This window comes from Bacillus sp. SA1-12 (genome assembly GCF_000981385.1).
Lineage (GTDB): Bacteria > Bacillota > Bacilli > Bacillales > Bacillaceae > Metabacillus.
On the sequence record NZ_LATZ01000112.1, the window covers coordinates 72020 to 98443 of the forward strand.

27 protein-coding genes, 2 rRNA genes, 1 pseudogene and 2 riboswitches are annotated in these 26424 nt (G+C 38.9%); all 30 genes and pseudogenes read right to left on the reverse strand.

The annotated features are described in order from the left end of the window. Positions 1 to 11: 11 nt before the first annotated feature. Positions 12 to 566, reverse strand: coding sequence for a nitroreductase (locus WQ54_RS18380; protein ID WP_046586097.1), 555 nt, complete (start codon positions 564 to 566; stop codon positions 12 to 14). After that, positions 560 to 1321 carry a uroporphyrinogen-III C-methyltransferase gene (gene cobA, locus WQ54_RS18385; RefSeq protein ID WP_046586098.1) on the reverse strand — a complete coding sequence of 254 codons (762 nt, stop codon included), beginning with the start codon at positions 1319 to 1321 and terminating at the stop codon, positions 560 to 562. The genes WQ54_RS18380 and cobA overlap by 7 nt, the downstream gene beginning before the upstream one ends. Beyond that, positions 1318 to 1947 carry a bifunctional precorrin-2 dehydrogenase/sirohydrochlorin ferrochelatase gene (locus WQ54_RS18390; protein WP_046586100.1) on the reverse strand — a complete coding sequence of 210 codons (630 nt, stop codon included), beginning with the start codon at positions 1945 to 1947 and terminating at the stop codon, positions 1318 to 1320. Before WQ54_RS18390 ends, cobA begins: the two co-directional genes overlap by 4 nt. After that, positions 1916 to 3301: a cobyrinate a,c-diamide synthase gene (locus WQ54_RS18395; RefSeq protein ID WP_046586102.1), complete on the reverse strand. Its 1386-nt coding sequence runs from the start codon at positions 3299 to 3301 to the stop codon at positions 1916 to 1918. Before WQ54_RS18395 ends, WQ54_RS18390 begins: the two co-directional genes overlap by 32 nt. Then, on the reverse strand, positions 3298 to 4434 hold the full coding sequence (locus WQ54_RS18400) for a cobalt-precorrin 5A hydrolase (RefSeq protein WP_046586104.1): 1137 nt from the start codon (positions 4432 to 4434) through the stop codon (positions 3298 to 3300). Before WQ54_RS18400 ends, WQ54_RS18395 begins: the two co-directional genes overlap by 4 nt. Next, a complete protein-coding gene (gene cobM, locus WQ54_RS18405) occupies positions 4427 to 5209 on the reverse strand; it encodes a precorrin-4 C(11)-methyltransferase (protein ID WP_046586106.1) in 783 nt (260 codons plus the stop codon). The genes WQ54_RS18400 and cobM overlap by 8 nt, the downstream gene beginning before the upstream one ends. Next, positions 5209 to 5913 carry a precorrin-2 C(20)-methyltransferase gene (gene cobI / locus WQ54_RS18410; RefSeq protein ID WP_046586108.1) on the reverse strand — a complete coding sequence of 235 codons (705 nt, stop codon included), beginning with the start codon at positions 5911 to 5913 and terminating at the stop codon, positions 5209 to 5211. Before cobI ends, cobM begins: the two co-directional genes overlap by 1 nt. Continuing rightward, positions 5913 to 7106: a bifunctional cobalt-precorrin-7 (C(5))-methyltransferase/cobalt-precorrin-6B (C(15))-methyltransferase gene (locus WQ54_RS18415; protein WP_046586143.1), complete on the reverse strand. Its 1194-nt coding sequence runs from the start codon at positions 7104 to 7106 to the stop codon at positions 5913 to 5915. Before WQ54_RS18415 ends, cobI begins: the two co-directional genes overlap by 1 nt. Further along, positions 7081 to 8217: a cobalt-precorrin-5B (C(1))-methyltransferase gene (locus WQ54_RS18420; protein WP_046586145.1), complete on the reverse strand. Its 1137-nt coding sequence runs from the start codon at positions 8215 to 8217 to the stop codon at positions 7081 to 7083. Before WQ54_RS18420 ends, WQ54_RS18415 begins: the two co-directional genes overlap by 26 nt. Continuing rightward, positions 8192 to 8857: a precorrin-8X methylmutase gene (locus WQ54_RS18425; protein ID WP_197089625.1), complete on the reverse strand. Its 666-nt coding sequence runs from the start codon at positions 8855 to 8857 to the stop codon at positions 8192 to 8194. The genes WQ54_RS18420 and WQ54_RS18425 overlap by 26 nt, the downstream gene beginning before the upstream one ends. Further along, positions 8847 to 9623 (reverse strand): precorrin-6A reductase, encoded by a 777-nt coding sequence (gene cobK, locus WQ54_RS18430; protein ID WP_046586113.1) that lies wholly within the window; start codon positions 9621 to 9623, stop codon positions 8847 to 8849. The genes WQ54_RS18425 and cobK overlap by 11 nt, the downstream gene beginning before the upstream one ends. A 13-nt stretch (positions 9624 to 9636) precedes the next feature. Then, on the reverse strand, positions 9637 to 11259 hold the full coding sequence (gene cobJ / locus WQ54_RS18435; protein ID WP_046586115.1) for a precorrin-3B C(17)-methyltransferase: 1623 nt from the start codon (positions 11257 to 11259) through the stop codon (positions 9637 to 9639). A 136-nt stretch (positions 11260 to 11395) separates the two neighbouring features. Beyond that, positions 11396 to 11575, reverse strand: a riboswitch (cobalamin riboswitch). Positions 11576 to 11703: 128 nt separating this feature from the next. Next, positions 11704 to 12549, reverse strand: coding sequence for an energy-coupling factor ABC transporter ATP-binding protein (locus WQ54_RS18440; RefSeq protein ID WP_231597570.1), 846 nt, complete (start codon positions 12547 to 12549; stop codon positions 11704 to 11706). A 27-nt stretch (positions 12550 to 12576) separates the two neighbouring features. Then, the gene (gene cbiQ, locus WQ54_RS18445; RefSeq protein ID WP_046586117.1) at positions 12577 to 13359 is read right to left on the reverse strand and encodes a cobalt ECF transporter T component CbiQ; all 783 of its coding nucleotides are present in this window, start codon (positions 13357 to 13359) and stop codon (positions 12577 to 12579) included. 5 nt (positions 13360 to 13364) lie between these two features. After that, entirely contained in the window at positions 13365 to 13658 is a 294-nt protein-coding gene (locus tag WQ54_RS18450) for an energy-coupling factor ABC transporter substrate-binding protein (RefSeq protein ID WP_046586119.1), read from the reverse strand. Between the two features lies 1 nt (position 13659). Further along, positions 13660 to 14328 (reverse strand): energy-coupling factor ABC transporter permease, encoded by a 669-nt coding sequence (locus WQ54_RS18455; protein ID WP_156178015.1) that lies wholly within the window; start codon positions 14326 to 14328, stop codon positions 13660 to 13662. Positions 14329 to 14576: 248 nt separating this feature from the next. Beyond that, positions 14577 to 14771: riboswitch (cobalamin riboswitch) on the reverse strand. A gap of 420 nt (positions 14772 to 15191) precedes the next feature. Continuing rightward, a complete protein-coding gene (locus WQ54_RS18460; protein WP_052737863.1) occupies positions 15192 to 15662 on the reverse strand; it encodes an AAA family ATPase in 471 nt (156 codons plus the stop codon). Between the two features lie 169 nt (positions 15663 to 15831). Then, positions 15832 to 16272, reverse strand: coding sequence for a hypothetical protein (locus WQ54_RS18465; protein WP_046586123.1), 441 nt, complete (start codon positions 16270 to 16272; stop codon positions 15832 to 15834). A gap of 2 nt (positions 16273 to 16274) precedes the next feature. Next, a complete protein-coding gene (locus WQ54_RS18470) occupies positions 16275 to 16475 on the reverse strand; it encodes a helix-turn-helix transcriptional regulator (RefSeq protein WP_046586125.1) in 201 nt (66 codons plus the stop codon). 130 nt (positions 16476 to 16605) lie between these two features. Further along, positions 16606 to 17385 (reverse strand): stage II sporulation protein D, encoded by a 780-nt coding sequence (gene spoIID / locus WQ54_RS18475; RefSeq protein WP_231597571.1) that lies wholly within the window; start codon positions 17383 to 17385, stop codon positions 16606 to 16608. Between the two features lie 579 nt (positions 17386 to 17964). Further along, a complete protein-coding gene (locus WQ54_RS35490; protein ID WP_084822152.1) occupies positions 17965 to 19812 on the reverse strand; it encodes a family 43 glycosylhydrolase in 1848 nt (615 codons plus the stop codon). A gap of 843 nt (positions 19813 to 20655) precedes the next feature. Next, positions 20656 to 20957: pseudogene (locus WQ54_RS18485) on the reverse strand (ATP-binding cassette domain-containing protein); the annotation flags it as partial. Positions 20958 to 21006: 49 nt separating this feature from the next. Further along, a complete protein-coding gene (locus tag WQ54_RS18490) occupies positions 21007 to 21408 on the reverse strand; it encodes a DUF6157 family protein (protein ID WP_046586127.1) in 402 nt (133 codons plus the stop codon). Positions 21409 to 21744: 336 nt separating this feature from the next. Then, positions 21745 to 22068 carry a hypothetical protein gene (locus tag WQ54_RS18495; RefSeq protein ID WP_052737864.1) on the reverse strand — a complete coding sequence of 108 codons (324 nt, stop codon included), beginning with the start codon at positions 22066 to 22068 and terminating at the stop codon, positions 21745 to 21747. A 622-nt stretch (positions 22069 to 22690) separates the two neighbouring features. Further along, positions 22691 to 23242, reverse strand: coding sequence for an NADPH-dependent FMN reductase (locus WQ54_RS18500; protein WP_046586129.1), 552 nt, complete (start codon positions 23240 to 23242; stop codon positions 22691 to 22693). Positions 23243 to 23272: 30 nt separating this feature from the next. Continuing rightward, on the reverse strand, positions 23273 to 23716 hold the full coding sequence (locus tag WQ54_RS18505) for a MarR family winged helix-turn-helix transcriptional regulator (protein ID WP_231597572.1): 444 nt from the start codon (positions 23714 to 23716) through the stop codon (positions 23273 to 23275). A gap of 26 nt (positions 23717 to 23742) precedes the next feature. Then, positions 23743 to 24510 carry a pirin family protein gene (locus WQ54_RS18510; RefSeq protein ID WP_331435138.1) on the reverse strand — a complete coding sequence of 256 codons (768 nt, stop codon included), beginning with the start codon at positions 24508 to 24510 and terminating at the stop codon, positions 23743 to 23745. 21 nt (positions 24511 to 24531) lie between these two features. Then, positions 24532 to 24885: a DoxX family protein gene (locus WQ54_RS18515; protein ID WP_084822153.1), complete on the reverse strand. Its 354-nt coding sequence runs from the start codon at positions 24883 to 24885 to the stop codon at positions 24532 to 24534. Between the two features lie 1033 nt (positions 24886 to 25918). Next, a 5S ribosomal RNA gene (gene rrf / locus WQ54_RS18530) occupies positions 25919 to 26034 on the reverse strand. A gap of 81 nt (positions 26035 to 26115) precedes the next feature. Next, positions 26116 to 26424, reverse strand: a 23S ribosomal RNA gene (locus WQ54_RS18535); the annotation flags it as partial.

Genomic DNA, 26424 nt, shown 5'->3' on the forward strand with positions numbered 1-26424 from the left:
CACAGACCTCCTTATAGCCAAGTTGTTTTTTCTGCAAATGGTGTACGCTTTTTCGCTGAAGTAATTTCTTCGGCAGGATACCCAATACATAGCGTCCCTACTAATTGCTCACCATCCGATGCGCCAATAAATTTATGTAATTCTGTATCATGCACTAAGCCAACACCTCGTGTACGCCATACCATTCCTATACCTAACTGTTCGGCCATTAACCACATCGACATAATCGCACTGCTGACTGCAAAGGTATTATCTTTTGTTGCCCCTTCATCTCCATCGACAATGGCAGATGTCACCACAATAATTAGCGGTGTATTTGTGATAGCTTTCATTGAGCTTTCCACTAAATGCGGTTTTGTCGGAAAACGTTTTTGTAAATAATCAAGCGCCACCTGCTCATAACGTTTTAGGCTGTCCCCCTGTAATACATAGAAATGCCAAGGCTCACGCATCCGGTCATTTGGTGCATACGTTGCAGCTTCTAATAATGTCTCAATTTTGTCACGTTCCACTTCGCGTGTTACAAATTGACGAATCGCACGGCGTTTTTTTAATGCATCTAACATAATTCATGCTCCTTTTCTTTAAACCAAGTAATTTGTTCCCGTACATTAACAACCTCACCGACTAAAATCACGGCTGGATTAGAGATACGATGTATTTGAATATCTTGGGCAATCGTGGAGAGTTTGCCTGTAATCGTACGCTGATGTTTGGTTGTGCCCCATTCAATGACGGCAACAGGGGTTGTTTCACTTTTGCCATAGGTTATTAGGCTTTTTGTAATATGATCGATATTGCCAATGCTCATATAAAAGGCCACCGTATCAAGTTGAGCAAGCGCCGACCAATTTAAAAAGTCTTGCTCCTTATCTGGGCGGCCATGACCTGTCACGATTGCAAAGCTTGCAGCATAATCACGATGTGTTACAGGAATTCCTGCATAAGCAGGCGCCGCAATCCCCGCTGTAATACCAGGCACGATTTCAAATGGAATATCGGCTTGCCGTAAAATCGCTGCTTCTTCTGCCCCGCGCCCAAAAACAAATGGGTCACCGCCTTTTAAGCGGAGAACCTGCTTGCCAAGATAGGCTTGCTCCACTAGTACACGATGAATTTCATCTTGAATAAGTCCATGCCTGCCTGGTTCTTTTCCACAATAAATCAGCTCGGCATCAGCTTTCGCATGCTTTAATAATTCAGCATTCACCAGACGGTCATACAAAATCACATCAGCTTTCTGTATACATTCTAATCCACGTATGGTTAAGAGTTTTGGGTCACCAGGACCTGCCCCTACAATAAATACAAATCCGCTCACTTTTTTTCTCCTAAACGCTGCTGCAGCCACGCTTCACAATTTTGTTTTTCACCTTGTTCCATCCATTGTAATAATTGTGGATCAAGGAGCTCCGCTAATAGTTGTTTTTTTTCATCGCCCGTAAACACTTGTAAAATTCGCTGACGTGCTTCCTTTAAAAAAGAAATATACTGGGCGTAATGTACGCCAAATTGCTCTTCTAAATCTGTTTTTACTTGGCGTGTCAGTCCTGGACTTGCTCCAGACGTCGATACTGTCAAAATGAAATCACCGCGCCGAACGACTGCTGGATTGATGAAATCAACACGTCCCTTTGCATCCGCACGGCAAAGTAATTGCCAATGCTGGGCAGCTTCTTCCACTGCATTGTTTACCTCTTCTTCATCTGTAACGGCAAAAATCAGTGTTGCATCATCTAAATCAGCTGGTTGAAATGCTTTTTCTTTCCATGTCACAAGCCCTTCATTAATATAGTGCTGCAATTTTTCTGTTACCGCTGGGCTTATCACTGTTACCTGCGCATTTGTCGGCAGAAGCGCTTCTACCTTTTGACGCGCTACATGTCCGCCCCCAACAATAACAACCTTTTTATAGTCAATATTCATTAAAAGCGGGAAATAATTCATTGTTTACCTCCAAACATGCTGTCAGCCAATTTTTCACAAGCTGTGGATTCGAAGCAAAATGAAAGTGTGTATAGCCTGCAACAATATTTTTATGTAGATAACCTTCCTGCTGAGCACGAAAACGGCCTTTACTAAAATAAGCTGGTGATGCAGGCTCCCCCTCATATGTTGAGTAATGGAATTCATGCCCTTTTGCCTGCTCCTCTTCATTGATCAGAAAGTTGCCAGAAACACCTGTAATTTCCCTGTAGCCAAGTGCAGCTAATTTATCCTGCATCTTTACACGTCCTGGAATAATCCCGAGCATCGGGAATGCCTGTCCTTGACGATTCACAATTTCCTCTGTTAAATACATAAAACCGCCGCATTCCGCTAATGTTGGTATCCCTCGTTTAAGCGAGGCTCTTATTGATTGCTTCGTTTCTTCATTTTTCGCCAATTGCTCCGCAAACTCTTCCGGGAAACCGCCGCCGAGATACAGCCCCCTCGCTTTTTCTGGAACTGCCTCATTTTGTAATGGAGAGAAGTAGTGCAATGTGGCACCATATGCACGGAGTAATTCTAAATTTTCTTCATAATAAAAGTTAAAAGCGGCATCCTTCGCAACTGCAATATGTACTTCTTGTCTTTGCGGCTGTGCATCAAAAATAGATGCAGCGACGTTCAATGATTCTGTCTTTGTCATTTCCAGCAGCTGTTCAATATCCAATGTTTCTTCGATTGCTTCTGCAAGACGATCAAAATAGGAATCTAAATCACCTCGTTCAATGGCTGGCACTAAACCAAGATGACGGCTTGGCATCATTGGTACAGCCCCTTTCGGCAAATAACCAATAACGGGAATTCCACATTCTTGTTCAATCGCTGCTTTTACAATTTCAAAATGGCTTTTACTGCCTAATTGATTAGCAATTACACCAACAATATTTGAATGTTCATCTAACATTTGAAATCCTTTGACAATTGCCGCCGCACTTCTTGCCAAACTTGCTGCATTGACAATTAAAATGACGGGGCTTTTTGTAATCTCACTAATATGAGCAGCAGATCCCTCATTTGATAATGGCGATTTGCCATCATAAAAGCCCATGACTCCTTCAATAATTGCTGCATCTGCATCTTGGCTCGCCCTTGCGACAATTGCACGGACTGTTTCATGGGACATCATAAAACTATCAATATTACGAGAAGGGCGTTGTGTGACAGCAGTATGATATGTTGGGTCAATATAATCCGGGCCGCATTTAAAGCCCTGGACTGTTAAACCACGCTTCATAAGCGCACGCATGATGCCAATTGTGAACGTTGTTTTTCCAACACCGCTGCCAGTACCGGCAAGAACAAATCGATTCATCGTACTTCCTCCTCAAAGTTGACTCGTGCAATGGAGATCGTCACATTTCCGCTTTTCTTTTTCTCCAGCAGTAGCTCTTTCGCTTTCGCATAACGCAATGCGGCAGGCTCACTGACCCCATACGCACCAGTATATTTAAAGACTGTTTCCGATGGGTTTTGCATCGGAATTTCATTTAGCTGGACTGGAGTGTAAGTGACAAACGGCCAGTTATGTTTAGCAGTTAATTCAAGCAGACCTGTTTCGTTTTTCTTTAAATCGATGGTCGCAATTGCTTTGACACTTTTTTTACTTAAACACAGTTCTGCTAATGTTTCATCTATGACTTGTTCAATCTCTGCCATTGTTGTACCACGATTACAGCCAATGCCAAGTACAATTGATTTTGGCCGATAGATAACCCCGTTCTCGAGCAGCACCTCTTCATGTGCCTCTATAACACGATCTGTAATAAGCAGTGCCGCTTGCGGCTTTGCCTTGATCGCTTCATCTATCGTTGGATAAATGTTTAAATTCTCAGGCATTGAGCGGTCGTACATCCACCAATTTTTTTCTCCTGTTTCCTGTACGATCGCAACATGCTCTTCATTGACTACCGATGCACTAACAGGGGTTAATTTTTCTTCGCTATCCCACATCCACCCAAATTGGGCGCCGAATAAATCCACGGGAATCGTTTTTTGAACATCTGACGCGGTTGTAATGACAGGTGCTGCACCAATCGCATGGGCAAATTCATGCGTTAAGGCATTGGCACCGCCAATATGCCCCGATAATACGCTGATGACATACTGACCTTTATCATCCACCACTAACACTGCAGGATCTTTCTTTTTATCAATTAAAAGCGGAGCAATCATGCGAACGACTGCACCGAGAGAAATGATGCAAATGATTCCTTTATACTGCTGGAACAAAGCGGGCAATAAAAGGCGGACCGTGCCATCAAATAACTGAATTTTGCGCGTGTCTTCGTCGCCCTGCTCGAATTTCTTCATATAATAAAGGTCCGCATAAGGAAATTTTTCCGCGTAGCTTCTTGCATGTGCCACCCCATGTTTCGTTATGGCGACGAGGGCATATGGTTTGCGCTTTTCAATAACAGGAATTTCACCTTCACGTAAACTAATCATTTGCCTTCACACCTTTGCGGAAACCATGAGTAAAGGTTTTATCATATAGCTTCGAACGATAATTTTTTTCATGGATATGCGGGTCCAATGCCCAGCCTGCCAGAATCATCGCATGCTTACGAATTCCATTGACACGCATTGCTTCATCTAATTCTGCCAGTGTTGTCCGCACAATTTTTTGGTCAGGCCATGAAGCACGCTGCACAACAGCAACTGGTGTATCGTCTGCCCAGCCTGCTGCCTGCAATTCTTTGGTAATTTTTTTTGTTAATGTCGCACTTAAAAACATGGCAATCGTACAGTGATGGCTTGCCAGAGCCTGTAATTTTTCACGCTCAGGCACAGGCGTCCGACCTTCAGCCCGTGTTAAAATAAGTGTTTGGGTTAAATCAGGTATTGTCAGCTCTGCCCCAACAGCTGCTGCAGATGCAAAAACAGAACTTACTCCTGGCACAACTTCACAGCTAATCTCATGGTTCTTCAACAGTGCTACTTGCTCCATCGTTGCCCCGTACATCGCCGGGTCGCCTGTATGTAAACGTACAACCTTTTTGCCTGCATGAACACGATCGACGATACAATCCACCATTTCCTGCAGATGCATCCCTGCTGTACGGATAATTTCAGCCGACTCCTTTGCTTCCTCTACTAACGTTTCACTTACAAGTGAATCGGTATACATCACAACATCCGCTTCTTTTAATAGCTTTAAACCTTTTACCGTGATTAAATCCGGATCTCCCGGACCTGCTCCGATAATCCAAATTTTCTTCATTATTTGCGCACCACCATACATGACAAGTAATTTAATTCTGCACCCCGAAGTTCATTGATTTTCCAAATGACCTCTTCATCGGATGTAACTTTTGTAACCACATGTGCTTTTTCTAATAAATTCATTTCCTCCAGCAGATCGAGCATTGCGTCTAATACTTTTGCTACTTTTATAAAGACGATCCCATCGTGTGTTTCAATCACTCGGCGCATTTCATCCATATCCTCCGTAGCAGGAATCATGGCAACATAATCATCACCATCGGCCAATGCAATCCCTAAACGATTAACAGAACCATTAAATGAAGAAATACCTGCTACCGTTTCAATTGGGACATCCGGGTACATCGATTTCATTAAGTTCATTAAATGAATAAATGTGCTGAACAGCATCGGGTCCCCTTCAGTTACAAAAGCTACATCTTTTCCTTGTACTAAATAGCCATAAATTGCTTCCACAGATTTAGTCCACTCAGTACGCAGGGTATCCTCATCTTTTGTCATGGGGAATACCAAGCCAAGCATCTCTTTTTCCGCCGGATTAATATATACTTCAACAATACGATGGGCATAAGATTTACTGCCCTTTAATTTTTTGGGATAAGCAATGACCGGGCTTTCCTGCAGTCTGCGAAATGCTTTTACTGTGATTAATTCTGGATCTCCCGGACCCACACCTAAACCAAATAAGGTTCCCATTCTCATCATTCTTTTCCTTTCTTTGCTGTCACGATATAGATTGGATTTAACGGCTCAAAACGTGTTAAATGTAAGATTGGCTTACTTTTTGAAATTTGTGCCTGTAATATCGATACTTCACAGCCTAATGTTTTTAGATGGTGCAGCGCTTCTGCCAGATTTTCGATCGTTGCTATATTCATAACAAGGTGTCCGTTTGGCTGTAAGCGGGTAATACATGTTTGCAAAAGATGCTTCATATTTCCACCGTTACCGCCAATAAAAATCGCATGCGGATCTGGAAATTCATCCAGACGGTCAGGCGCCTTCCCCAGAACTGCAACAAAATCTGTACGATGTTTTAATTGATTTTCCAGACAGTTTTCAAGATCACCCTCATTTTTTTCAATTGCATACACGGCACCTTCCCGAGCTATTTTCGCAGCCTCAATCGCAACTGAGCCTGTGCAGGTGCCAATATCCCATACAATACTATTCTCTTTAAGCCCTAACTCCTGCAGACAAAGTGTCCGAATTTCTCTTTTCGTAATCAATCCTTTATCTGGCTTTCTCTGAAAAAAAGCATCATCCGGAATTCCAAGAGAGGCGCGTTCAACCGCCATGCGCTGTTTTAAAACCACAACATTCAATGGAGAAAAGGAGCTTTGTTCCATTTCATCCAAAGTGAAGAAGCGGCAGCGCTCCTTTTCACCTTGTAAATTTTCAGCAACAAAGGCATCATATTCTGTCATGCCGAAACGCTTTAAATACGTTGCAATTGCCTGCGGTGAATTCGTTTCATCTGTTAAAACAGCAATTTTTTTACGCCCATCAATTCTTTGCGCAAACCCTTTAATGGAACGGCCGTGTAAGCTGACAATATACGCATCCTGCCAGCTTTCCTGCATTTTAGAAAAAGCGAGCTGTACCGAACTGGTATAAGGATAAATTTCTAGTGGAAGCTTCTTTGCAAGTAAACTTCCAAGTCCATAAAACAGCGGATCACCGGACACTAAAATAACGACATTCCGTGTTTCTTGCTGTAATTCAGCTATTAACGCTGATAAACCGCCTTTGATTACTTTTTTCTCTTTTTTATATTCCGGGAAAAATGTCAAATGACGCTCCCCGCCTACAAGCACATCACAATCATTTATCCACTCAGCATATTGAGGGAGCAATCCTTCCGCGCCGTTATCCCCTATACCAATCATCTTCATCCAATTTGTCAATGTTCTCAGCCTTTCCTAAACAGTCTCCATTCATCGCATACAAGGTTGTCGACACTTTTATGTCAGTATTCATATGATTCAATGCATAATAACAGCAGTTTTTGCAAATTGCTGCAAAAAATGACTCGTTTCCCTGAAGCATTTCACCAACCTGTGAAGCCGTATTCGCCTGCAAAATTTCTCTCTGTGTCTCCTCATCAACACCCGCTTTATTGGCAATGCCTGCTAAAAACTCAAAGCTTATCGCTGCGCTTTTTGAGTGAACCATCATAACGCCTTGGGCAACTTTTGAGAATTTCCCCATCATTCCTACTAATGAGACTCTCGGAATCTTCTTCCTCGCAATATTTTTTAATGTAAAACCGACAAAATCGCCCATTTCAATAAATGCTTCTTCTGGTAAATGAGGATACTGCTGCATTGCATATTTTTCACTTCGTCCGCCTGTCGTAATGACTAGATGCTCACATCCTGATTCTTTTGCTACATTGATCGCTTGTACGATACTTGCCATATAAGCAGAGCTTGAAAATGGAACAACCGTTCCCCGTGTACCTAATATCGAAATGCCGCCTATTATGCCTAAACGCCCATTCAATGTTTTTTCAGCAATCTCCTCACCATCGGGTACGGAAATGACCACTTCAATCCCACAATCCAATTGATATTTTTCAATGGATTCCTTTACAACGCCGCATATCATTTTACGCGGTACAGGGTTTATTGCTGCTTGACCAACTGGTACAGGCAGTCCCGCTTTTGTCACTCGCCCTACACCAACCCCGCCATCTAAATGGATGCCTTTTTCTTTTGAATAACAAACGGTACTCTGAATTCGTGCTTGATGCGTAGCATCAGGATCATCCCCGGCATCTTTGATCGTTTCACACATTACCCTGCCTTCTGACACTTCAAATGCCGTTACTTTGAATGTTGCATACTGGCCAACCGGTAAATAAATCGTGACTTCATCTGGTACCTTTCCTTCGACAAGAGCTTGAAGTGCTGCCTTTGTCATTGCTGTTGCACAAGCTCCTGTCGTGTAGCCGTGACGCATTTGTGAAGGATCTTTTTTATTTCGTTTCTTTTGCCCGTTCATCCGCCATAATCGAAATGGCATTAAGTGCAGCGACTGTCACTGTACTGCCACCCTTTCTCCCTGCGTTTGTAATAAATGGAATCCCTTCAAGCACCGCTAACTCCGCTTTCGACTCTGCTGCTGATACAAAGCCGACTGGCATCCCAATAATTAAATCCGGTTTTGCCACACCTTCTTTAATTAATCGAATTAACTCCAGCAGCGCAGTTGGCGCATTGCCAATGGCATAAATTCCTCCTTCATGTAAACGCGTTGCTTTTTGCATGGAAATAATAGCCCGTGTTGTTCCTTGAGCCTTCGCTTCCTTTGAGACATCTTCATCCGCAATATAACAATGCAAGTCACCGCCATGTTTTTGGAATCTCTTACGTCCTGAACCACTTTCAATCATTTGTACATCCGCCACAACATGACGGCCAGCTAAAATGGATTGAATCCCTGCCTCAATGGCATCAGGTGTAAAAATCATACTGCGTCCTAATTCAAAATCTGCGGAAGCGTGAATGACCCGCCGAACAACCAGCCATTGCTCATCTGTAAATGGATGTTCGCCCATTTCTTCTTTGATAATGGCGAAACTGTGATCATAAATCTTGTCTGGATCTACCGTTACAGGAATAAATTTGGTATTAAAGTTCATGTTTGCCAAGAATAAAACCTCCCAATAGTTGAGTTACTTCTTCAAAAGAAGTACAAAAATTTTCATATTTAATCGCTGGCCGCTTTATTAAAATAACAGGAATCCCTAATTGCAGAGCAGCTGTCATTTTTTCATCTACAGATCCGACTTTGCCGCTTTCTTTTGTAATCATCAGCGTCACATTGTATTGCTCACATAGTGCTTTATTTAATGATTCCGAAAATGGACCCTGGATCGCAATAATGTCCTTTTGTTTAATACCTAAACGATTGCACTTTTCCATGTTCCCTATATTTGGAAGCATTCTGCAAATAAGCCGGATTTCATCGCGCATTAAATATTCAGCAAATATTTCCAACGTTTTGCTGCCTGTTGTCAGCATGATCGTTCCTTTATGAAACTGAGCTAATTTAGCTGCTTCTTCATAACTTTCAACTTCTGTTATGAGTGGTGAATTAAATTGTTCTTCTGGCCTTTCATAACGAATATAGGGAATTTCACATGCTTGTGCTGCTGCCATTGCGGTTTTCGACGCTTCTTCCGCATATGGATGGCTGGCATCGATGACACAGGTCATTTTTTGCTTCTGAATAAGCGCCATCATATCATCAACTGATAACCGCCCGATTTGATAAGGTATATGGCGGGCATCCAAGCTTTCAGCTGCAGATTCTGTGACAACAGTTGCTAATAAAGGATAGCCTTGATTTTGCAAGTGAATGGCTAATGATCTCGCATCACTTGTGCCTGCTAAAAATAAAATCATGTGTTCCTCCTTCCTAATCTCCACATGGTGCCGGCTCAACTTCAATTTTGGAGCTCATATCCTGGTAATTAAAATTCTGAATTCTTTTCACCCGTTTAAAATATTTAAAAAGGCGTTCATTTGGGTGGGCATTTTGTTTGTACTCTTCTATCATTTTCGTTAATAACGGCAGCAGTTGGTCTGGCTTAATTCCTTCTGCTACTGGCTGTGCAGCATGGGCTGTACGGCCAACCGGCTTTGCGCCTATAAATAAATCAAATTTTTTCTTTCGGTAAACAATCCCGATGTCATCGAATACAGCCCGATAACAGGCCATACCGCAACCGTTAAAACCAATATGTAATTCTTTTGGAAGCTTTAAGCCCCCTAATTTTGCTCCTATTTCTTCTGCATATGGAATAGATTCTGCTTTTTCACCGTAGCAAAAATCACAAGCTTTTAGATTTAACACATCGCCCACAGGCATGACAAGTAAATGATTTTGTTCAAGTTTCTCAACAATCGCTTCAGGCTGATCTGTTGGAATCTTTACTAAAAAACGATGATCCGGTGTATATTCCATGGTCCCTGTTTCACCGATGGTTTCAGCCAGTACGCGCATTTGCTCTGGCTTAATAAATTTATTTGCTACACCAGGCGAAACAGCAAATTCAAAAATATTTTCGATCGGCTGCTGTACGATATGAGAATGTTCTTTTTCCGATTTAGACACTATGGATAAAGCCTTTAATGCTAACTCTAATGAGCTAACTTCTTGTTTTTTTCTTTCAATTTGTTCATAACCTGCTTTCGCTTCCCCTGTTTCTTGATTCAACGCCCATGGTTCGGCTTCCTTTTTCAAACGCTGATGCGGTTTTAAGGTTTGTTTTTCTTCACCTAACGTATATTTACGCTGATAACCTCGAGGGGTAATCATTTTATTGTCATAAAAGAAAGTAGAAGAATTCCCGATCATAACCGTTGTCAGCATACCTATATCATGGTCAAGCATTTCAGCCAGTGTTGTCAGCACTACATGTTGATTTTCACGGTAGGCGCTTTTCACAAGTCCCACAGGTGTTTCAGGAGAACGATATTTTAATAGAATCGTTTGTGCCTCCACAATTTGTCGAGTCCGCCGACCGCTTTTCGGATTATATAAAGCTATTACGAAATCTGCCATCGCAGCTGCCTCAATCCGCTTTTCTATTACAGTCCAAGGCGTCAGATGATCACTTAAACTAATCGTGCAGGAATCATGCATGACAGGAGCACCCAATAAACTCGCACAAGAATTAATGGCTGAAATACCTGGAACAATTTCTACCTCAATTCCTTCTTTTTCAGTCCAACCCTTTTCAATCAACACTTCATACACTAATCCCGCCATACCATATACGCCTGAATCTCCGCTGGAAATGACTGAGACAATTAGTCCTGCTTCAGCTTTCTTTACTGCATCCTGTGCACGCGATACTTCCTCTGTCATACCTGTACTGACAATGGATTTTGCTGTTACCAAATGTTCAATTAGCTCCACGTATGTTTTATAGCCAATAATACAATCACTTTGCTGCAATGCAGCGACAGCTCGATTTGTAATATGCTCACGGTCACCGGGACCGAAGCCGACAACAAAAATTTTCCCCTTTTTCATAGGCTTACCTCCAAATAAAAAATGCCTGCACTCCTTTAAAAGGAATACAGGCATGTGAAATAGCAGTATAAAAAAGCATACTGAAACACAAAAACAATAGCTATAATTGTTCCGCCTATACTTCTCCCTCCGAAAAGTAAGTGTCGTTTAAATAAGCAGGTTTCCTGACTTAAGCTTCTTTTTACTCTTACACCTTCCCGATTTCTCAGTGGTATTGTAATTTCATCAGCTCTTACAGTAGCGGGGGCTGTACTAGACTTTCACTAGTTTCCCTTTTACCTCACACAATGTGAGCACTTATTTAAAATTAATTATTTGAATTTTTTTTAATATAACATATAATCTAGAAATTTGACATACTATTTTATTTTTTGACAATTAAATAAAATCTTATGTAGCACAACTCTTTCTTAGGTAGAAATGTTGCTTTTAAAAGATTTTGCATCAAAAAAACGATGCTTGAATTGATTCCATCATTTCAAACAATTCTGCTTTCGACCGCGGATACTTTTTATTGGATAAATTCGTTCCTTGTAATCTTTCAAACACTTCCATCATCCAAGGCTTTTGTAAATGGCTTTTTTCGAGAATTTCTCTTTGATTAAAAACCTCTACGGGTATTCCTTGAGCTAACAAGTGGCCATTGTTTAAGATAATGACCTCATCTGCCCACTCATAAGCTAAATCTACATCATGGGTTGACAATAAAACCGTCCGATTTCGGTGATTTATTTTTCCCAAGATTTCCATCGTTCTTTTTGAATAATAAGGGTCGAGTCCAGCTGTCGGTTCATCTAACACCATTAATTCTGGATCAATCGCAACAATTCCAGCGATTGCTACCCTTTTTTTCTGTCCGATACTTAAGAAGTGAGGGGGTTTATCTTTAAGCGATTCCGTTTCTGTTAATGTGATGACTTCCTTTACACGCCTCTCGATTTCTTCAATGGGTAAATGTAAATTTTTTGGACCGTACTTAATATCTTCATAGACACTAGATGAAAAAAGCTGGGTCTCAGAATTTTGGAATACAATCCCGACTTGCTGCCTTAATTGCTGAATTTCTTTCCGTTTATAAGTCAACTTCTTTCCCCTATAAAAAATGCTGCCGCTTGTCGGTTTTAATATACCGTTCATGAGAAGAAATAGTGTCGATTTCCCAGCGCCATTGTTCCCTAATAGAGCGATCTTCTTCCCTTTTTCAATTGAAAGATTGATTTGATTCAATGCCATCGTTCCATCTGCATATTGATAAGAAACTTGTTCAAACGTTATGATTTGTTCACTCACTCTGCATACTTCCTTTTCATTGGTCTTTCATGATTTTGATATCATATAGATCATGGAAAGTGTAACAAACGAAATAAAAATAATGACAAAATGCCCCCGATTATAGCCCAATGATAAATCCACATCATACAAATGTTCGTCTCCGCCTCGACTATCAATCGTGATTTGAAGTTCTTTTGCTGAGTGCATCGATTTAACAAATAGACTGACAATAAGCTGTGCTGCACTGGAAAACCAGCTTCTATAATTTTGATAGCCCAGCCTGCTGGATTGTGCAATATAAATTTCATTCATCTTTTCCAATAAAACAAAGATAAATCGATACGTAATCCCCATTAATTCTACAAAAACAGCGGGGAGTTTTCCTTTTTTTAATAACCACATAAATTGATAAAGCGGAGTTGATAGAATAAGAAAATATAAACAGCTCACACTTGCCAATATCGTTGCAGCTAGTTCGTATGATTGTTGGATACTATATGAACTAATATAGATTTTCCATAAACCTGCTTCAGCCATCCAAAGCACATCTAGGCCTACTTGATTAATAGGTGCAATGGAAAATAAAACGGCAACCAAGCTTGTCATTAAGAAAACAAAAGGGACGGCAAGAAGTTTCAAATAGGCCATAAACGGGATTTTCGCCTTCACGATCACCGCTATACTCATTACAGTAAAGGTAAAACAAGCCACCGAAATATTTTTTGATAGAATAGTAAAAAAGAGAAAGATCAGCGTAAAGCTGACCTTCTCAACGGGATGAACATCTTTTAATCCGCTGGTATAAGCATAATCATCAATTTTTATCATAGCATTCACTCATTATGATATTGCTTGGATGAAGAATACTTTTTTCTAGCTTTTCCATACCCAATGACATAGCCGATGATGATGGCTCCCAGTGCCGCTTGTAACGAGAATAGTAAACTTTCAATCTCTCCGCTTGGCGGTTCCCATATCGCATGAAACCAAGGCTCATAGTCAGGTGCCACTTCGAGAATCGCTTCCTCCACCTTCCCGTCAGCCCCGCCAAATTCAGCATTATTCAAAAAAATTAACGGAATAATAGCTAATAGAACCACGAATAAAAATAATACTCCATTTCTCATGTTACCTTGCCTCCTTCATCGTAGGTATTTGATTTAATTCTGCCAAATTATATTTTTGGAGTAAGTTCATCACAATAACTGTAAGTAAACCTTCACTAATTGCTAAAGGTACTTGTGTCAAACCAAAGATACTAGCAAACTTGATAAATGAAGCCGCAAATCCGCCGATCTCAGCAGGGAAAGCTAAAGCTAATTGAACCGATGTCACTAAATATGTCCCTAAATCACCTAACATTGCAGCTAAAAAGACTGAAACGGCGAAGGATATATTCATTTTTCTTCCCAACTTGTATATTCCGTAAGAAAGAAAAGGTCCGACGACAGCCATCGAAAAAGCATTCGCACCTAACGTAGTAATTCCGCCATGTGCCAACAAGAGTGATTGAAATAAAAGAACGATTGTCCCTAAAACACTCATCGCCGTTGGTCCAAATAAAATGGTTCCCAAACCTACACCAGTTGGATGGGAACAACTGCCTGTCACTGAAGGAATTTTCAGCGCAGATAAAACGAAGGCGAATGCACCAGACAGACCTAGCATTGACTTCAATTCAGGATTTTCTTTTAATTTTTTCGTAATTGATCGTATCCCAATGGCAACAAATGGAATGGTGATCCCCCACCAGAAAACAGTCCAACCAAATGGCAAAAATCCTTCCATAATATGCATGGCATAGGCTGGTCGATAAGAGTTCGTCCAAAAATAGCTTGTTAAACCTAACAGTACAAGAAATGAAACCCAGAATGATCTTTTTTTCACTTAAATTTACCTCCATGCTAAATAATTGTGACCAAACGAAAAAGAGCATTTAAACCTGGTGGGTTTAAATGCTCACAAAAAACAATGGTATGTTCTGCTTTAAACAGAAAAAAGCATACTTCCGTCTTCGTAAAACATCCCCTATAGCCCGTAGGTCACGTCGTTTTATCTAAACAGGCAGGTCTCCTGACTTACCTTCATTGCTCCTTGCGCCTTCCCGCTTTAAACTAAAGCAGTGACATTGTGCAGGTCGCTCCGAATTACAGTGGCGGGTACCGTGTCGGATTTTCACCGAACTTCCCTATTAAGCTATACATTCTAACATGCATAGCACCTGTTTAAACGATGTATATAATTTTCTTTATATTATATGAACAGACGCTTCCTGTCTACCATATTTTCTTTTATCCCCTATTAAATGATTAAAAGCCGCCCTAAGGCGGCTTTTAGTTTAGTTTTTTCAATCAAACTCGTTCACATAGTCTTTTAATCAAATCTTTTTATGACTAACGATTTGGATACCTGGCAGTATCCAGGTCTGCATTTAAAAATTGGGCTTGTGATCGCAGATCTTTGTTGTCATTTCATGTGTGGCATGCTCTTACACCCTCAAGTTTAACTATGAACACCTTGACGATGCCCATAATAAGATTTTCTCAGCAGTTTCTTTTTCAGATAGATTTGTGGTATATAGTAAGTCTATGACAGGATTATTCTTTTCTCCATTTTCAATTAACCAATTATTATATGAAATCATGTTATTAATAAATTCTTTATTGCTTTCTCCACGAAGGTCTGTTCAATAATCGTTGAGTAAGCTCTTTATTATCACACACTAATGCCAGGTAGTAAATTTCAGTAAAATAACGCCTTTCAACACATTGCTCCAGCTGGTCCGGCATCGCTGTTCCGCATAAGATAACTGGCTTGCCAGCTTGAGAAATGTTCTTAGCGGTTCTTAACCAAAGCTCTCTATATTCCCGATAATTTGTCTCTGGCGTGTTAAAGCGATTATCCCACAATATGTCTGTCTCCAACGGAACATAATCTTTGGACAAATTAGATAGTGAAAACGCAGATGTCGATTTTCCTGTACCACTTGCCCCAGTAACAATAAACAATGGAAGTTGCAAAAACTCATGAGAATAATTGCATTCCGGACATATCCCGAATGTTTTTCCTCCAAGTGCTTTGATTTCCTTATCAACTCGGTATTGTCCACAATCTATACAAACATTAAACATTAGATACCCCCTCCTGCCATTTGCTTTTTTCTAAAACTGTGGGGAAATATGGAATACTTCTATACTTAAAAAGCGAATCGCTTTACTGCTTTGTTTGTGCAAGAAGAAAAAGAGACACTTCCTTATTGAAGCATTGTCCCTTTAGTGGAATAAGATTGGACAAATCAGTTTACTCCTCATCATCATTTTCCTCATGATAACGTTTTTTTCTTAGATAGTAGACCACTGTAAATGAAAATAAGAAACATCCAAACATTACTCCCCCTATGATAACGGCATCACGAACAGTACCTTCAGGAGTAAGGATGGTAATCACACCAAAAATAACTCCTACAATCAATGAGAGAAATACATTTTTATAATAAGGTCGTTGTTTTTTCTCATTATGGGTTTCATATTCATCGACTGATATTCTTAAATTCAAGTATCCCAGTATAACGGAAGTTCCTATAAAAACTAACCATAAGGGATTGTTTGTAACGTGTGTAATTCCCTTATTTATTCCGTCGTAAATCAAAATCCCTAAGATGCATAACGTTTGGAAAACAAAGGCGATACGAATATTTCTTAAACTTTGAATGATTAAACGTTCATCCTTAATTATTTTCACTGTTAATCCCCCTTTTCAAGCCAAAATAATTCATTTAACGATTTATTAAGGGCATAACATATATCCAAACATAATTTTAATGAAGGATTATACTTTCCCTTTTCAATTAAGCTAATAGTCTGCCGGGTAACACCCGTTTTTTCAGCTAATTGCTGTTGGGTAAAGTTCATTTGTACACGAGCCAATTTCACATTATTTTTCACCTTATGTATATCCCTCCCTATTAAAAATGTAACATATATTTTACGTAATGCAATATATATATTGCAAAAGCATTGCAATATATTTTAAATTTACTTAAAAAATGCTATTTTTAACGTATTAAAAATAGCATTAAGAAGTCTCTTCACTTTTCACGACAAGCTTATCATTGTATTCCTGATTTGATTTTAAATCCTCTATTTTAATGCCTTTATAATAATACTCTAGTATTTCTTTATAGGTCTTTCCTTCCTTTGCCATACTATTTGCCCCATATTGACTCATACCAACTCCATGTCCGTACCCTTTTGTGGTAAATTGGATCGTATCGCCTATAATTTTAAAGCTAAAATCTGTTGATCTTAACCCTAAATCCTTCTTAAATATCTCACCAGTAAATTCCTTTCCGTTAATTGTAATAGAGGACACTCGATTTGTGGAAGTTCTTTGAACACTAATATCACTTGTCAATTTAACACCAAGCTTCGCCTGAAATTCTTTTGAAGAAACTTCTTTTGTTTCAATAAAATCAGGGGAATTTTTATCCCACGGACTAGGTACACTTCTTAAATACGGCAGGGATGCGTTCCAGTAGTCTTCTGAGTTCTCAGTATAGCCGTTGCTTATAGCGAAGAAAGAAGCATCAATGAGTTTTCCATTGTAAGTCATGATTAACCCTTCCGTTTCGGTAACAGCTTGAGATATTTTCTTTATATACCTTTCATAATCATCGTTTTTCCACATTTCTTTTAATTCATCCTGGCTTTTGTAAACTTGATGGTTGGTGGAGTCTGTAATATCAGATCCTTGTGGTACTTGACCTTCCTTATCTGTCATAAGAAATCTAAATAAATAAGTTCTTGCACTTATTGCCTGTGCTTTTAAGGCCTCCACTTCATAACTTGCAGGCATTCCAGATGAACCTTTTCAATTTCTTGAAAATTCGTCCTATATACTGATACAGTCATGCTTTTTGTATCGTTTTTAGTTGGTGCTGTAGGTGAAGATGTGGTTTTGGAAATATTTTTTGTGGTTTGATTTGTGTCATTTGACCCAAAAGCAATAACAATTAATGAGGGTACACCTAAAATAATAACCATGAAAGATATCACAATTATGTAAAAGGGTTTCAAGGATTTCATTTAAAGCCTCCATATATTTTTTTTACTAATTTATATGGAGATTGGACAAGCATTTAGAACTAGCATTTTACAGGAAATGTATATAAAGGGAACTTGTTTCTTTGTTAATTGCAGTGATAGCAGCATATACATTATATGGTAAAAATATACAATTCTACGATTGTGACTCCGTAACTAATTAGGTATTTAACATAGAGCAGACACCTATATTTTTACATATATTTCTTATAAAAGGAGGAGGATCTAACTCTGGCCTAATACATAAAAGACGCGTTTCTATGAAACGCGTCCGATTCCGGAATTGAAATTCTTTATCTGCCAAAGAATTAGTCCATTATTCTTATTTTATTCAGTCTAAAAGATATAATAGCCAATATTGCGCGACTCCACCAGGGATGTCCTCCCAAGTTCCGACTTCCGCACCACGATCAATGCTTGCCCCACCTACATCTAAGGCTTTAGCTGTTTCGACATTGATTAATTTGCAATAGCCGTTTCCTATGTCGATAATTTTCCACTTTTGTGTATCAAGGCCTTGATAATCGCGTATTACAGCTCTACCCCATGAAGCTGAAGGATCTTGTACCGTTAACGCTTTGTTACTGTTAGGGTTTATTAGGGTGTAGGTGCCGTCTCCAAGGTCTATAATTTTCCAACGTTGAGCTGGATTTCCCTCTGATTCATCCCATACTTGAGTAAAGCTATCATTTGCCGTATTTGCCCCTATAATATCAAGCGCCTTACCCCCGTTTGGATTGATTAGTTTATATTCCCTTCCAGATTTGACGGAAAACTCGTTGTCACCTGAAAGTTCAATGAAGTCAATATCAACCGTATGCTTTCCTTTTGAAAATTCAATTGTATTATTGTATCCTTTATTCAATTCCACCTGTATCGTCACTTTTCCGAATTTGTTGCTGCCTGTTTGCGGATATGAGAGTGATTTACCAGGCATTCCATTTACTGATACCGTTTGTGTAGCTTTAGGTCCTGCACTGCTTTTGTATCCTATTGTAAGAGTATACGTTCCCCTCTCTGGCACATTAACATCTTTGATATACAAGGAGCTTTTCGTGTTATTCATTCTTACTACTTTTTCGCCAGATGCTCCTTTCATCTTCATGATAGTAGAGCTTTCAGGGAAGCCATGCTCTGCCTCAATTCTAAAATCACCTGAAGAGACTTCAAGGGGTCCATTTGTTGGAATGCCAAAATTTGGTGTACCATCAGCATTCCAGTCAAACTCCTGAATTCTTGTTGGACGTGGTCCACAACCCTGGCCGGCTCCGTTATTTCCGTGGTAGACAATTAAATCTTGTGTACCGTCTTTCGATTTAACAAATGAATTATGTCCTGGGCCGTATATTCCGTTTTCTGTAGATTTGTTGAAAACTGGTGTTTCTGATTTAGTCCAGGATGATGGATCTAACAAATTACTAGATTCCGAAGCTGTTAGCATGCCAAGAGAGTAATCGTCCTCCCAGCACGCACTTGCAGAATAGATTAGAAAGATACTACCATTTCTTTTCAAAATGACAGCGCCTTCATTTACATCCATCCCTTTCTTTTCCCAGTCAAATTCAGGTTTAGTTAAAATGACATTTTCTCCATCAAGTGTCCAAGGATTAGACATTGGAGCAATTGCAATAGCGCTGCCATGCTTACCAGACCAATCTCCGTATGCTGCATACATGAAATACCGTTGCCCTTTATGTTCAAATACTGAACCATCGAGACCGGAGTATTGAGTATTTACCTTCCCTTTATTTACCCACTCTCCCTCTAGAGGATCTTCAGAAGAATTCTCCAACACGTAAACGCCGCGACAATCATCACCGCATCCTGTATTGGCCGTATAATAAATATACCATTTTCCATCGAGATAATGGATTTCAGGTGCCCATATGTCTCTTAAATTAGATGGAGTTGTCCATACAGTCTTTCGTTCTCCCAGGTCTATTCCAGTCAGAGATCTTGATTTCCAGATATCTATTCGATGACCAAGTGTACGGGTAAAATAGTAATACCCATCTGTATGAAGCATCACATAAGGGTCAGCACCTGCCGTATTTATAGGATTAGAGAATGTATATGTAGATCCGGCTTTTGAATGATTGATACCAAATAGAGATAAAAAAAGAGTAAACATAACTAACAACAACATCATCTTATAAGGGATTCCTTTTTTTAAGTTCAATTGCCATCCACCTCCGATAATCATTATAAAATTAACAAATGAAAAAATAGTGTTACTTTCACTCTACGAAACTCAATAATTCAAAAAAGCTTGCCAGTCCTTCTTTAAAACTCCTCCTTTCAATACAAAAATTTTGTATTAAATAAGTGTTATATCTATAAAAAATGCGTAAATCCTCTAAATATTCGTATTTACACACGAAATAACCTCTTATTTATTACAAAATATATGTTTTAATACAAATTATATATACATATCCAGAATTGTCAATCTTTTCTAAAAAATTTTGTTGCTTAGATACTTTTCTTTTTAATACAAATGAACAGGCATGGTCAAAATGACCATGCACTCCTCAGTATTATTTCGTAGTATAGGTTAATAACGGCTCTATTTTTTGATGAACACCTTATACATTTTTAGTCAACAAAAGCGATATTATCGGTACTGAAAAGGATCTTCCAATTGAAGATCCTTTAAGCTGCTTGTTAAATTAGAAGATTATCTTATTACTGACATGTTCATTCATAGAAATAAAATCCCATATTAGTATTAATCCAGTAAGCATCAAGGAAGTTAATGTGCTTAAGCTAAAAGGACGCTTAAGCGGTCCCCGAACAATAAATCAAAAATCAGATGAAAAAGGACTATTTAAATACAATAAAAAAAAGCTTGAGAGAAAATATTCCTTTCTCTACAAGCCTTTTAAAGGATTATAAAACTAGATCTAACATTAACAACCAAATCTCGGTTACGTACCACAATGCTAGCTCTAAGGATGGTGAATGTAAAAAAATATTCAAGTAAAGTAAGTACTTTACTTAAGAATTATTTTGTTCGTTCATGCTAAGGATTGCCGAACATTCCTTTGGGACGTTTTCTTCTACAATATAACCACCATCCATAAAGATAACTCTGTCGCCAACTTCACGTGCAAATCCCATCTCATGGGTGACAACGATCATCGTCATCCCCTCATTAGCTAATTGCTTCATAACTTCTAGAACTTCTCCAACCATTTCAGGATCAAGTGAAGAAGTCGGTTCATCAAATAGCATAATTTTTGGACCCATCGCTAATGCTCTTGCAATTACCACACGCTGTTTTTGTCCACCTGATAATTCTCCTGGGTAACTGTTTGCTTTTTCTCAAGAAAGGCACCATTAAACGGAATAAAAGATTTTGTTAGAAAATGTTTTATTTTCTTTTCGAACGCATACCTTTTACAATGGCTATGATATTCGATTCGAGAAATTGATTATATGTTTCACTTTTAACATCGTATAGGGCAATTTTTCCTTTATCATCATAGTGTATTCCCCACCCATATTTTTTTACTAATGGAGAAGCTCTGAAACATGCTTTAGGTTTTGTAAAGAATTGCTCACGTAGTTCAACTAAATTATTTGACTCGATTTGATTCTTGATTAAATAAGTTTTAAATTGTACATCCTCTTGTGTATATTTATAAGGATTATTCTTGATTAAATCAAATTCAATAGAAGCAATTGTAGGTTTTTCATTTCGTGGGACAGGTACAATAGCTGAAGTAACTGTTGAATCCTCAGAAATTGTAATAAAAGTGTTCTTGTAACTCAAAAAACTCCCTCCTTATTAAACCTAGTAAAATGTTTATAAATTCGTTTATTATTTTTCCTGCTTTAATTCTCCTGCTTTAATAGTTTAAGTACAATCCTTTAAAACTCAATCTACATTTTAACATAAATATCCAATTCACTACTAAGTGTTAAACAAATTTGTTCTGTAAAGCAAAATAGGAGCAATCAACCCTACTCCAATAGGACGCACGATTGTTGAATAAGCTTCTAAATAATGTTGAAGCTATTCATTATAAGAATTATTTCGTAAATACTTTATCTCTATAATACCGAAATAATAGGTTTGATCGACATTTGGTTTAACACATCTTTTTCTCTATCCTTGCCTGATGCCATTTGGTTTTTCAGAGCTTTTCCTATCTGAATGCGGCATTTTTGTAATGACAAGTGGGTCGTTTAGATTTGCATTTGGAATTTGTTGAGGCTCACTTTTATTGGGGATTGATTGAACATTTTTGGCTTCCGGGGGTAATGGAGTATCAATTGAATCAATAATAAAGACTTTTCGTTCAAATGGTTTTTCACCTGTATTTGCTAAGCTTTCGGCTGGTTCTTTATCTTGCAATTCTTGAACATTTTTACAACCATATAAGACTGAACTTAAAGACAAAGTTAATAAAATAAAAGGTAACTTTTTCATTTTCTCCCTCTCTCTAATCCCTATTTTATAAAATAGACGATGTACCATCTTTATCATTTTCAATTAATATAAGCAATTTCTGTTTGCCTTATACTGCACGTTATTTGGGACAATAAAAGGAAAAACACATTAAGACTAGTTCATATATTGTCATTCCTTACGGAGAAATTCATTGGTCCCTATGATGGGAACGATTTTGTTGTGAGGTATATTAGTTGCTATAGGAAATTATGTTAGTATATATTGGATTAACTCTGCGGCTCGGAGAAGCTCCTGATTTCCAAAATGGGTTGTTTTTGTCTTAGTGCAATTTATAGATAACAATTGATACGGCAATAGTTAGGAGGATTACTATTCTTGATAGTAAGTTTGGTTTCTATTGTACTAAGTAGCTTCATGTGTAGTCCTTCAAAACAACGACCCAGTTAAGTAATCAATAAAGAATGAAAAACCGATTCTCCTAAGTAGGATGATGGCTTTTTCTATACTGTATGTAATTCAACAAACCGCCTTCGTTAAAATGTTTTTACCGAGTTAAATTTAATAAAAAAGAATATCGGACACTACTTTTAGGTAGTGCCCGATATTCAATATTCGAATTCTTCTTCAATATGATATTTGATTATTTTCTTATGGTTCTTAATGCACCGCTCCAAGCAACAACTTGATCAAGCATTGCATTTACATTATTAAGGTGCAAGTCAGCTGGTTTAAATGTAGAATAGTTTTCAAAGTCGGTAAATAAGGACAATGTAGGATGTACTCGGACATCTGCAACCATTAATTCACCCAAGATTCCTCTTAAATGTTCAGCAGCACGGGCCCCGCCAGTTGACCCATAACTAACGATACCTGCTGCTTTGTTATTCCATGGCTCACGAGCTAAATCAAGTGCATTTTTTAAGGCTCCCGTTATGCTGTGATTATATTCTTGAACGATGAATACGAAACCATCCAAGTTGTTAAGTTTTTCATTCCAAGCTGCAATTCCAGGTTCTGTCCCATCAGTTGTCCCTAAAAATGGTAAATGGTAATCTGCGATATCTACGATTTCATAGTTTGCATCTCCACGTTTTTCAGCAATTCCTTGTACCCATTCTCCCACTTGCGGACTAACTCTGCCTTCTCTTGTGCTACCTAAAATAATTCCAATATTCAATTTCTCATTTGCCATGTTTGTTCCTCCTCTATAACTTTTATAAATTTATTTTTCCAAATTCTGTGCACCCATTCCAATTCTCTTTAATAAATCAATTAGCTGTTCTTTTTCATCATTTGAAATAAATGATAAATTTTGAGAAATGGTTGCAACATGTTTTGGGAAAATCTCGTCAAATAGTGCTCTTCCTTCTTCTGTCAAAACGACATTAGAAGCCCTTCTATCATTCGGGTTTGGTTGTCTCTCCACAAGCCCTTTCTTTTCTAACTTGTCAACTACATAGGTGATACTTCCACTTGGAATAGAGAGTATCTCACTAATTTTTTGGACTGGATGAGGACCTTTACTGTAAAGCAATTCAAGAATCATAAAATTTTCATTACTAATTTTATGACTTTCAACATCTTTCTGGATGTTTCCAAAAACAGCTTTGGATGCTTTCATCCAAACACGAAACAATCTCAAATCCCGATTACTTTGATCTTCCATCACTCAACCTCCTTTAAAAATTAAGGTTATCTTGGTTTTCTGTATAAAGGATAATCAACTTCAGTTGGAATCTCTATTAGCAGCATCCTTAGTTCTTCACCTTTGGGCTGAATGGTAAAGCTTTCAGCTTTCTCTGACTGAATAATGAGGAAATCCTTATTATCAAATCTAAGTCCTGATTCATCAATCAAACCACCATGACCTCTAATAGATAAACCAGCTAGCGTCCGATTAGGTGAGAGAGAATACTTATAGGTTGCATCATTTCTAATTAAAACATCGTACATTTTGCCGTCTGTCATGAGATTGATTGGTGAGTGTTCACCTAATATCGTCTTAATGATTACACCGTTTTCGGAGGTGACTGGGAAATCTTCATGCACATATTTTGAGTAAGTAGGTGATCGCTTAATGGCTTTGCTCAAGTGCGGCTCGAACCAAATTTGAAACGCTTCTGATGGCTCAGGAACAGTTTCGGCATGTTGCACACCTGAGCCAGTTTGCATCACTTGAACACCGCCAGTCCCTACTTCACTAATTGTACCAAGAGTATCTTGGTGACGAACTTTTCCTTTAATGTTGTAGGTTAAGATCTCGAATCCCTGATGAGGATGAAAACCAATACCACTTTCGCCTTCAGTTTTAGCCCATGCCCAGTAAAATAAAGGACCCAGCCTATTAATTAGTGATCCTTCTCCAGAAAAGCCGATGGGTTTCTGCTCTGCTATTTTACCTCCATCAAACTGTCCAAACGCCTGATCCTGTGGTTTAATTATTTTAATATCTATAGTAATTCCCCCTTTATATTAACAGGCTTAAAGCAATGATCCAACATTTAATACTAATACAACTAATCCAAGAAGTAATAAAACAATCGGCATCATCATTCTGTTGACAGGATCTTTAACTTTGATGTGCGTGAAAATTGCCCCAATCATTGTCCCAACGATAATTAAACCACCCCACGCAGCTAATTGATCATTCCAAATTCCTGAGATAACGAATACCGCTGAAATAACTTCAACCAAGCCTGTGAATATCCTAAAACCTCTTGGATACCCATAACGCCCAAATTCATCCACCATTTGTTTTGAACCGAACTTCATAAGCCCAAACATTAAGAATCCTAATCCTAATATGCCTTGAAGAATAATTGATAGAACATTCATTTATTTTCTCTCCCTTTATCCTAACATTATTTATCCTAGTATTATTTATCCTAACTTTAGGACTATTTTATCCTAACATTAGGATAAACTTTTTGTCAACAAAAAAAACAACCCAATTAATGGTTATTGGGTTGTCTTGCTATTTACTATTCAAAATGTTCCTTATTAATTCTAAACTCCTCTATAATGAAATAGTGACCTTACGATTTCTCATGTTTCCTCACGATTTCATCTAATGGAAAAATGCTGTATTATAAGTTAATTCTGGAGTAAAGAAGTAAAAAGGAACATAGCTACCTAACGATTACTTTCTATAAAGTGGATCTCATATTAAAGTGGTGGTGCACTGGATTAGCTCTAAAAGAAAGAATAAAAAAAGAGTCAGCTACTTTTGCCCACTCTTTTTTGTTTGCCTGGCAACGTCCTACTCTCACAGGGGGAGACCCCCAACTACCATCGGCGCGAGAGCTTAACTTCCGTATTCGGATTTCGGCTTGCGATAAGCGGCGAATCTCTTCGTCAGCTTGTTCGTTCAGATCCTCATGTGCCCGAAGAACGCACATTCCGGTCTTCTCTCTCTGCGCTTCCTCGACCTTCTTGCTTCTCCCAAGCCTCAGGCTAGAAGAGTTACTTTGAATTCTGCTTTTATCTAAAAAACCTTACGGTTTTTATTTAACTCCATAATAAAAAGACCAATATTTCTACTGATCTTTTCTCTTCTTACCTGGCAACGTCCTACTCTCACAGGGGGAGACCCCCAACTACCATCGGCGCGAGAGCTTAACTTCCGTATTCGGATTTCGGCTTGTGATAAGCGGCGAATCTCTTCGTCAGCTTGTTCGTTCAGATCCTCATGTGCCCGAAGAACGCACATTCCGGTCTTCTCTCTCTGCGCTTCCTCGACCTTCTTGCTTCTCCCAAGCCTCAGGCTAGAAGGGTTACTTTGAATTCTGCTTTTATCTAAAAAACCTTACGGTTTTTATTTAACTCCATAATAAAAAGACCAATATCTCTACTGATCTTTTCTCTTCTTACCTGGCAACGTCCTACTCTCACAGGGGGAGACCCCCAACTACCATCGGCGCTGAAGAGCTTAACTTCCGTGTTCGGCATGGGAACGGGTGTGACCTCTTCGCCATCGCCACCAGATATATTTAAGTTTGAAGGCATATTCCTTCAAAACTAGATAACGATTATACAATTCATTCACTGAGCTTTTCGCTTTTGTATTAGGTTAAGTCCTCGATCGATTAGTATCAGTCAGCTCCACACGTCACCGCGCTTCCACCTCTGACCTATCAACCTGATCATCTTTCAGGGATCTTACGTTACAAAGTAACAGGGAAATCTCATCTTGAGGGGGGCTTCATGCTTAGATGCTTTCAGCACTTATCCCTTCCGCACATAGCTACCCAGCTATGCCTTTGGCAAGACAACTGGTACACCAGCGGTGCGTCCATCCCGGTCCTCTCGTACTAAGGACAGCTCCTCTCAAATTTCCTGCGCCCACGACGGATAGGGACCGAACTGTCTCACGAC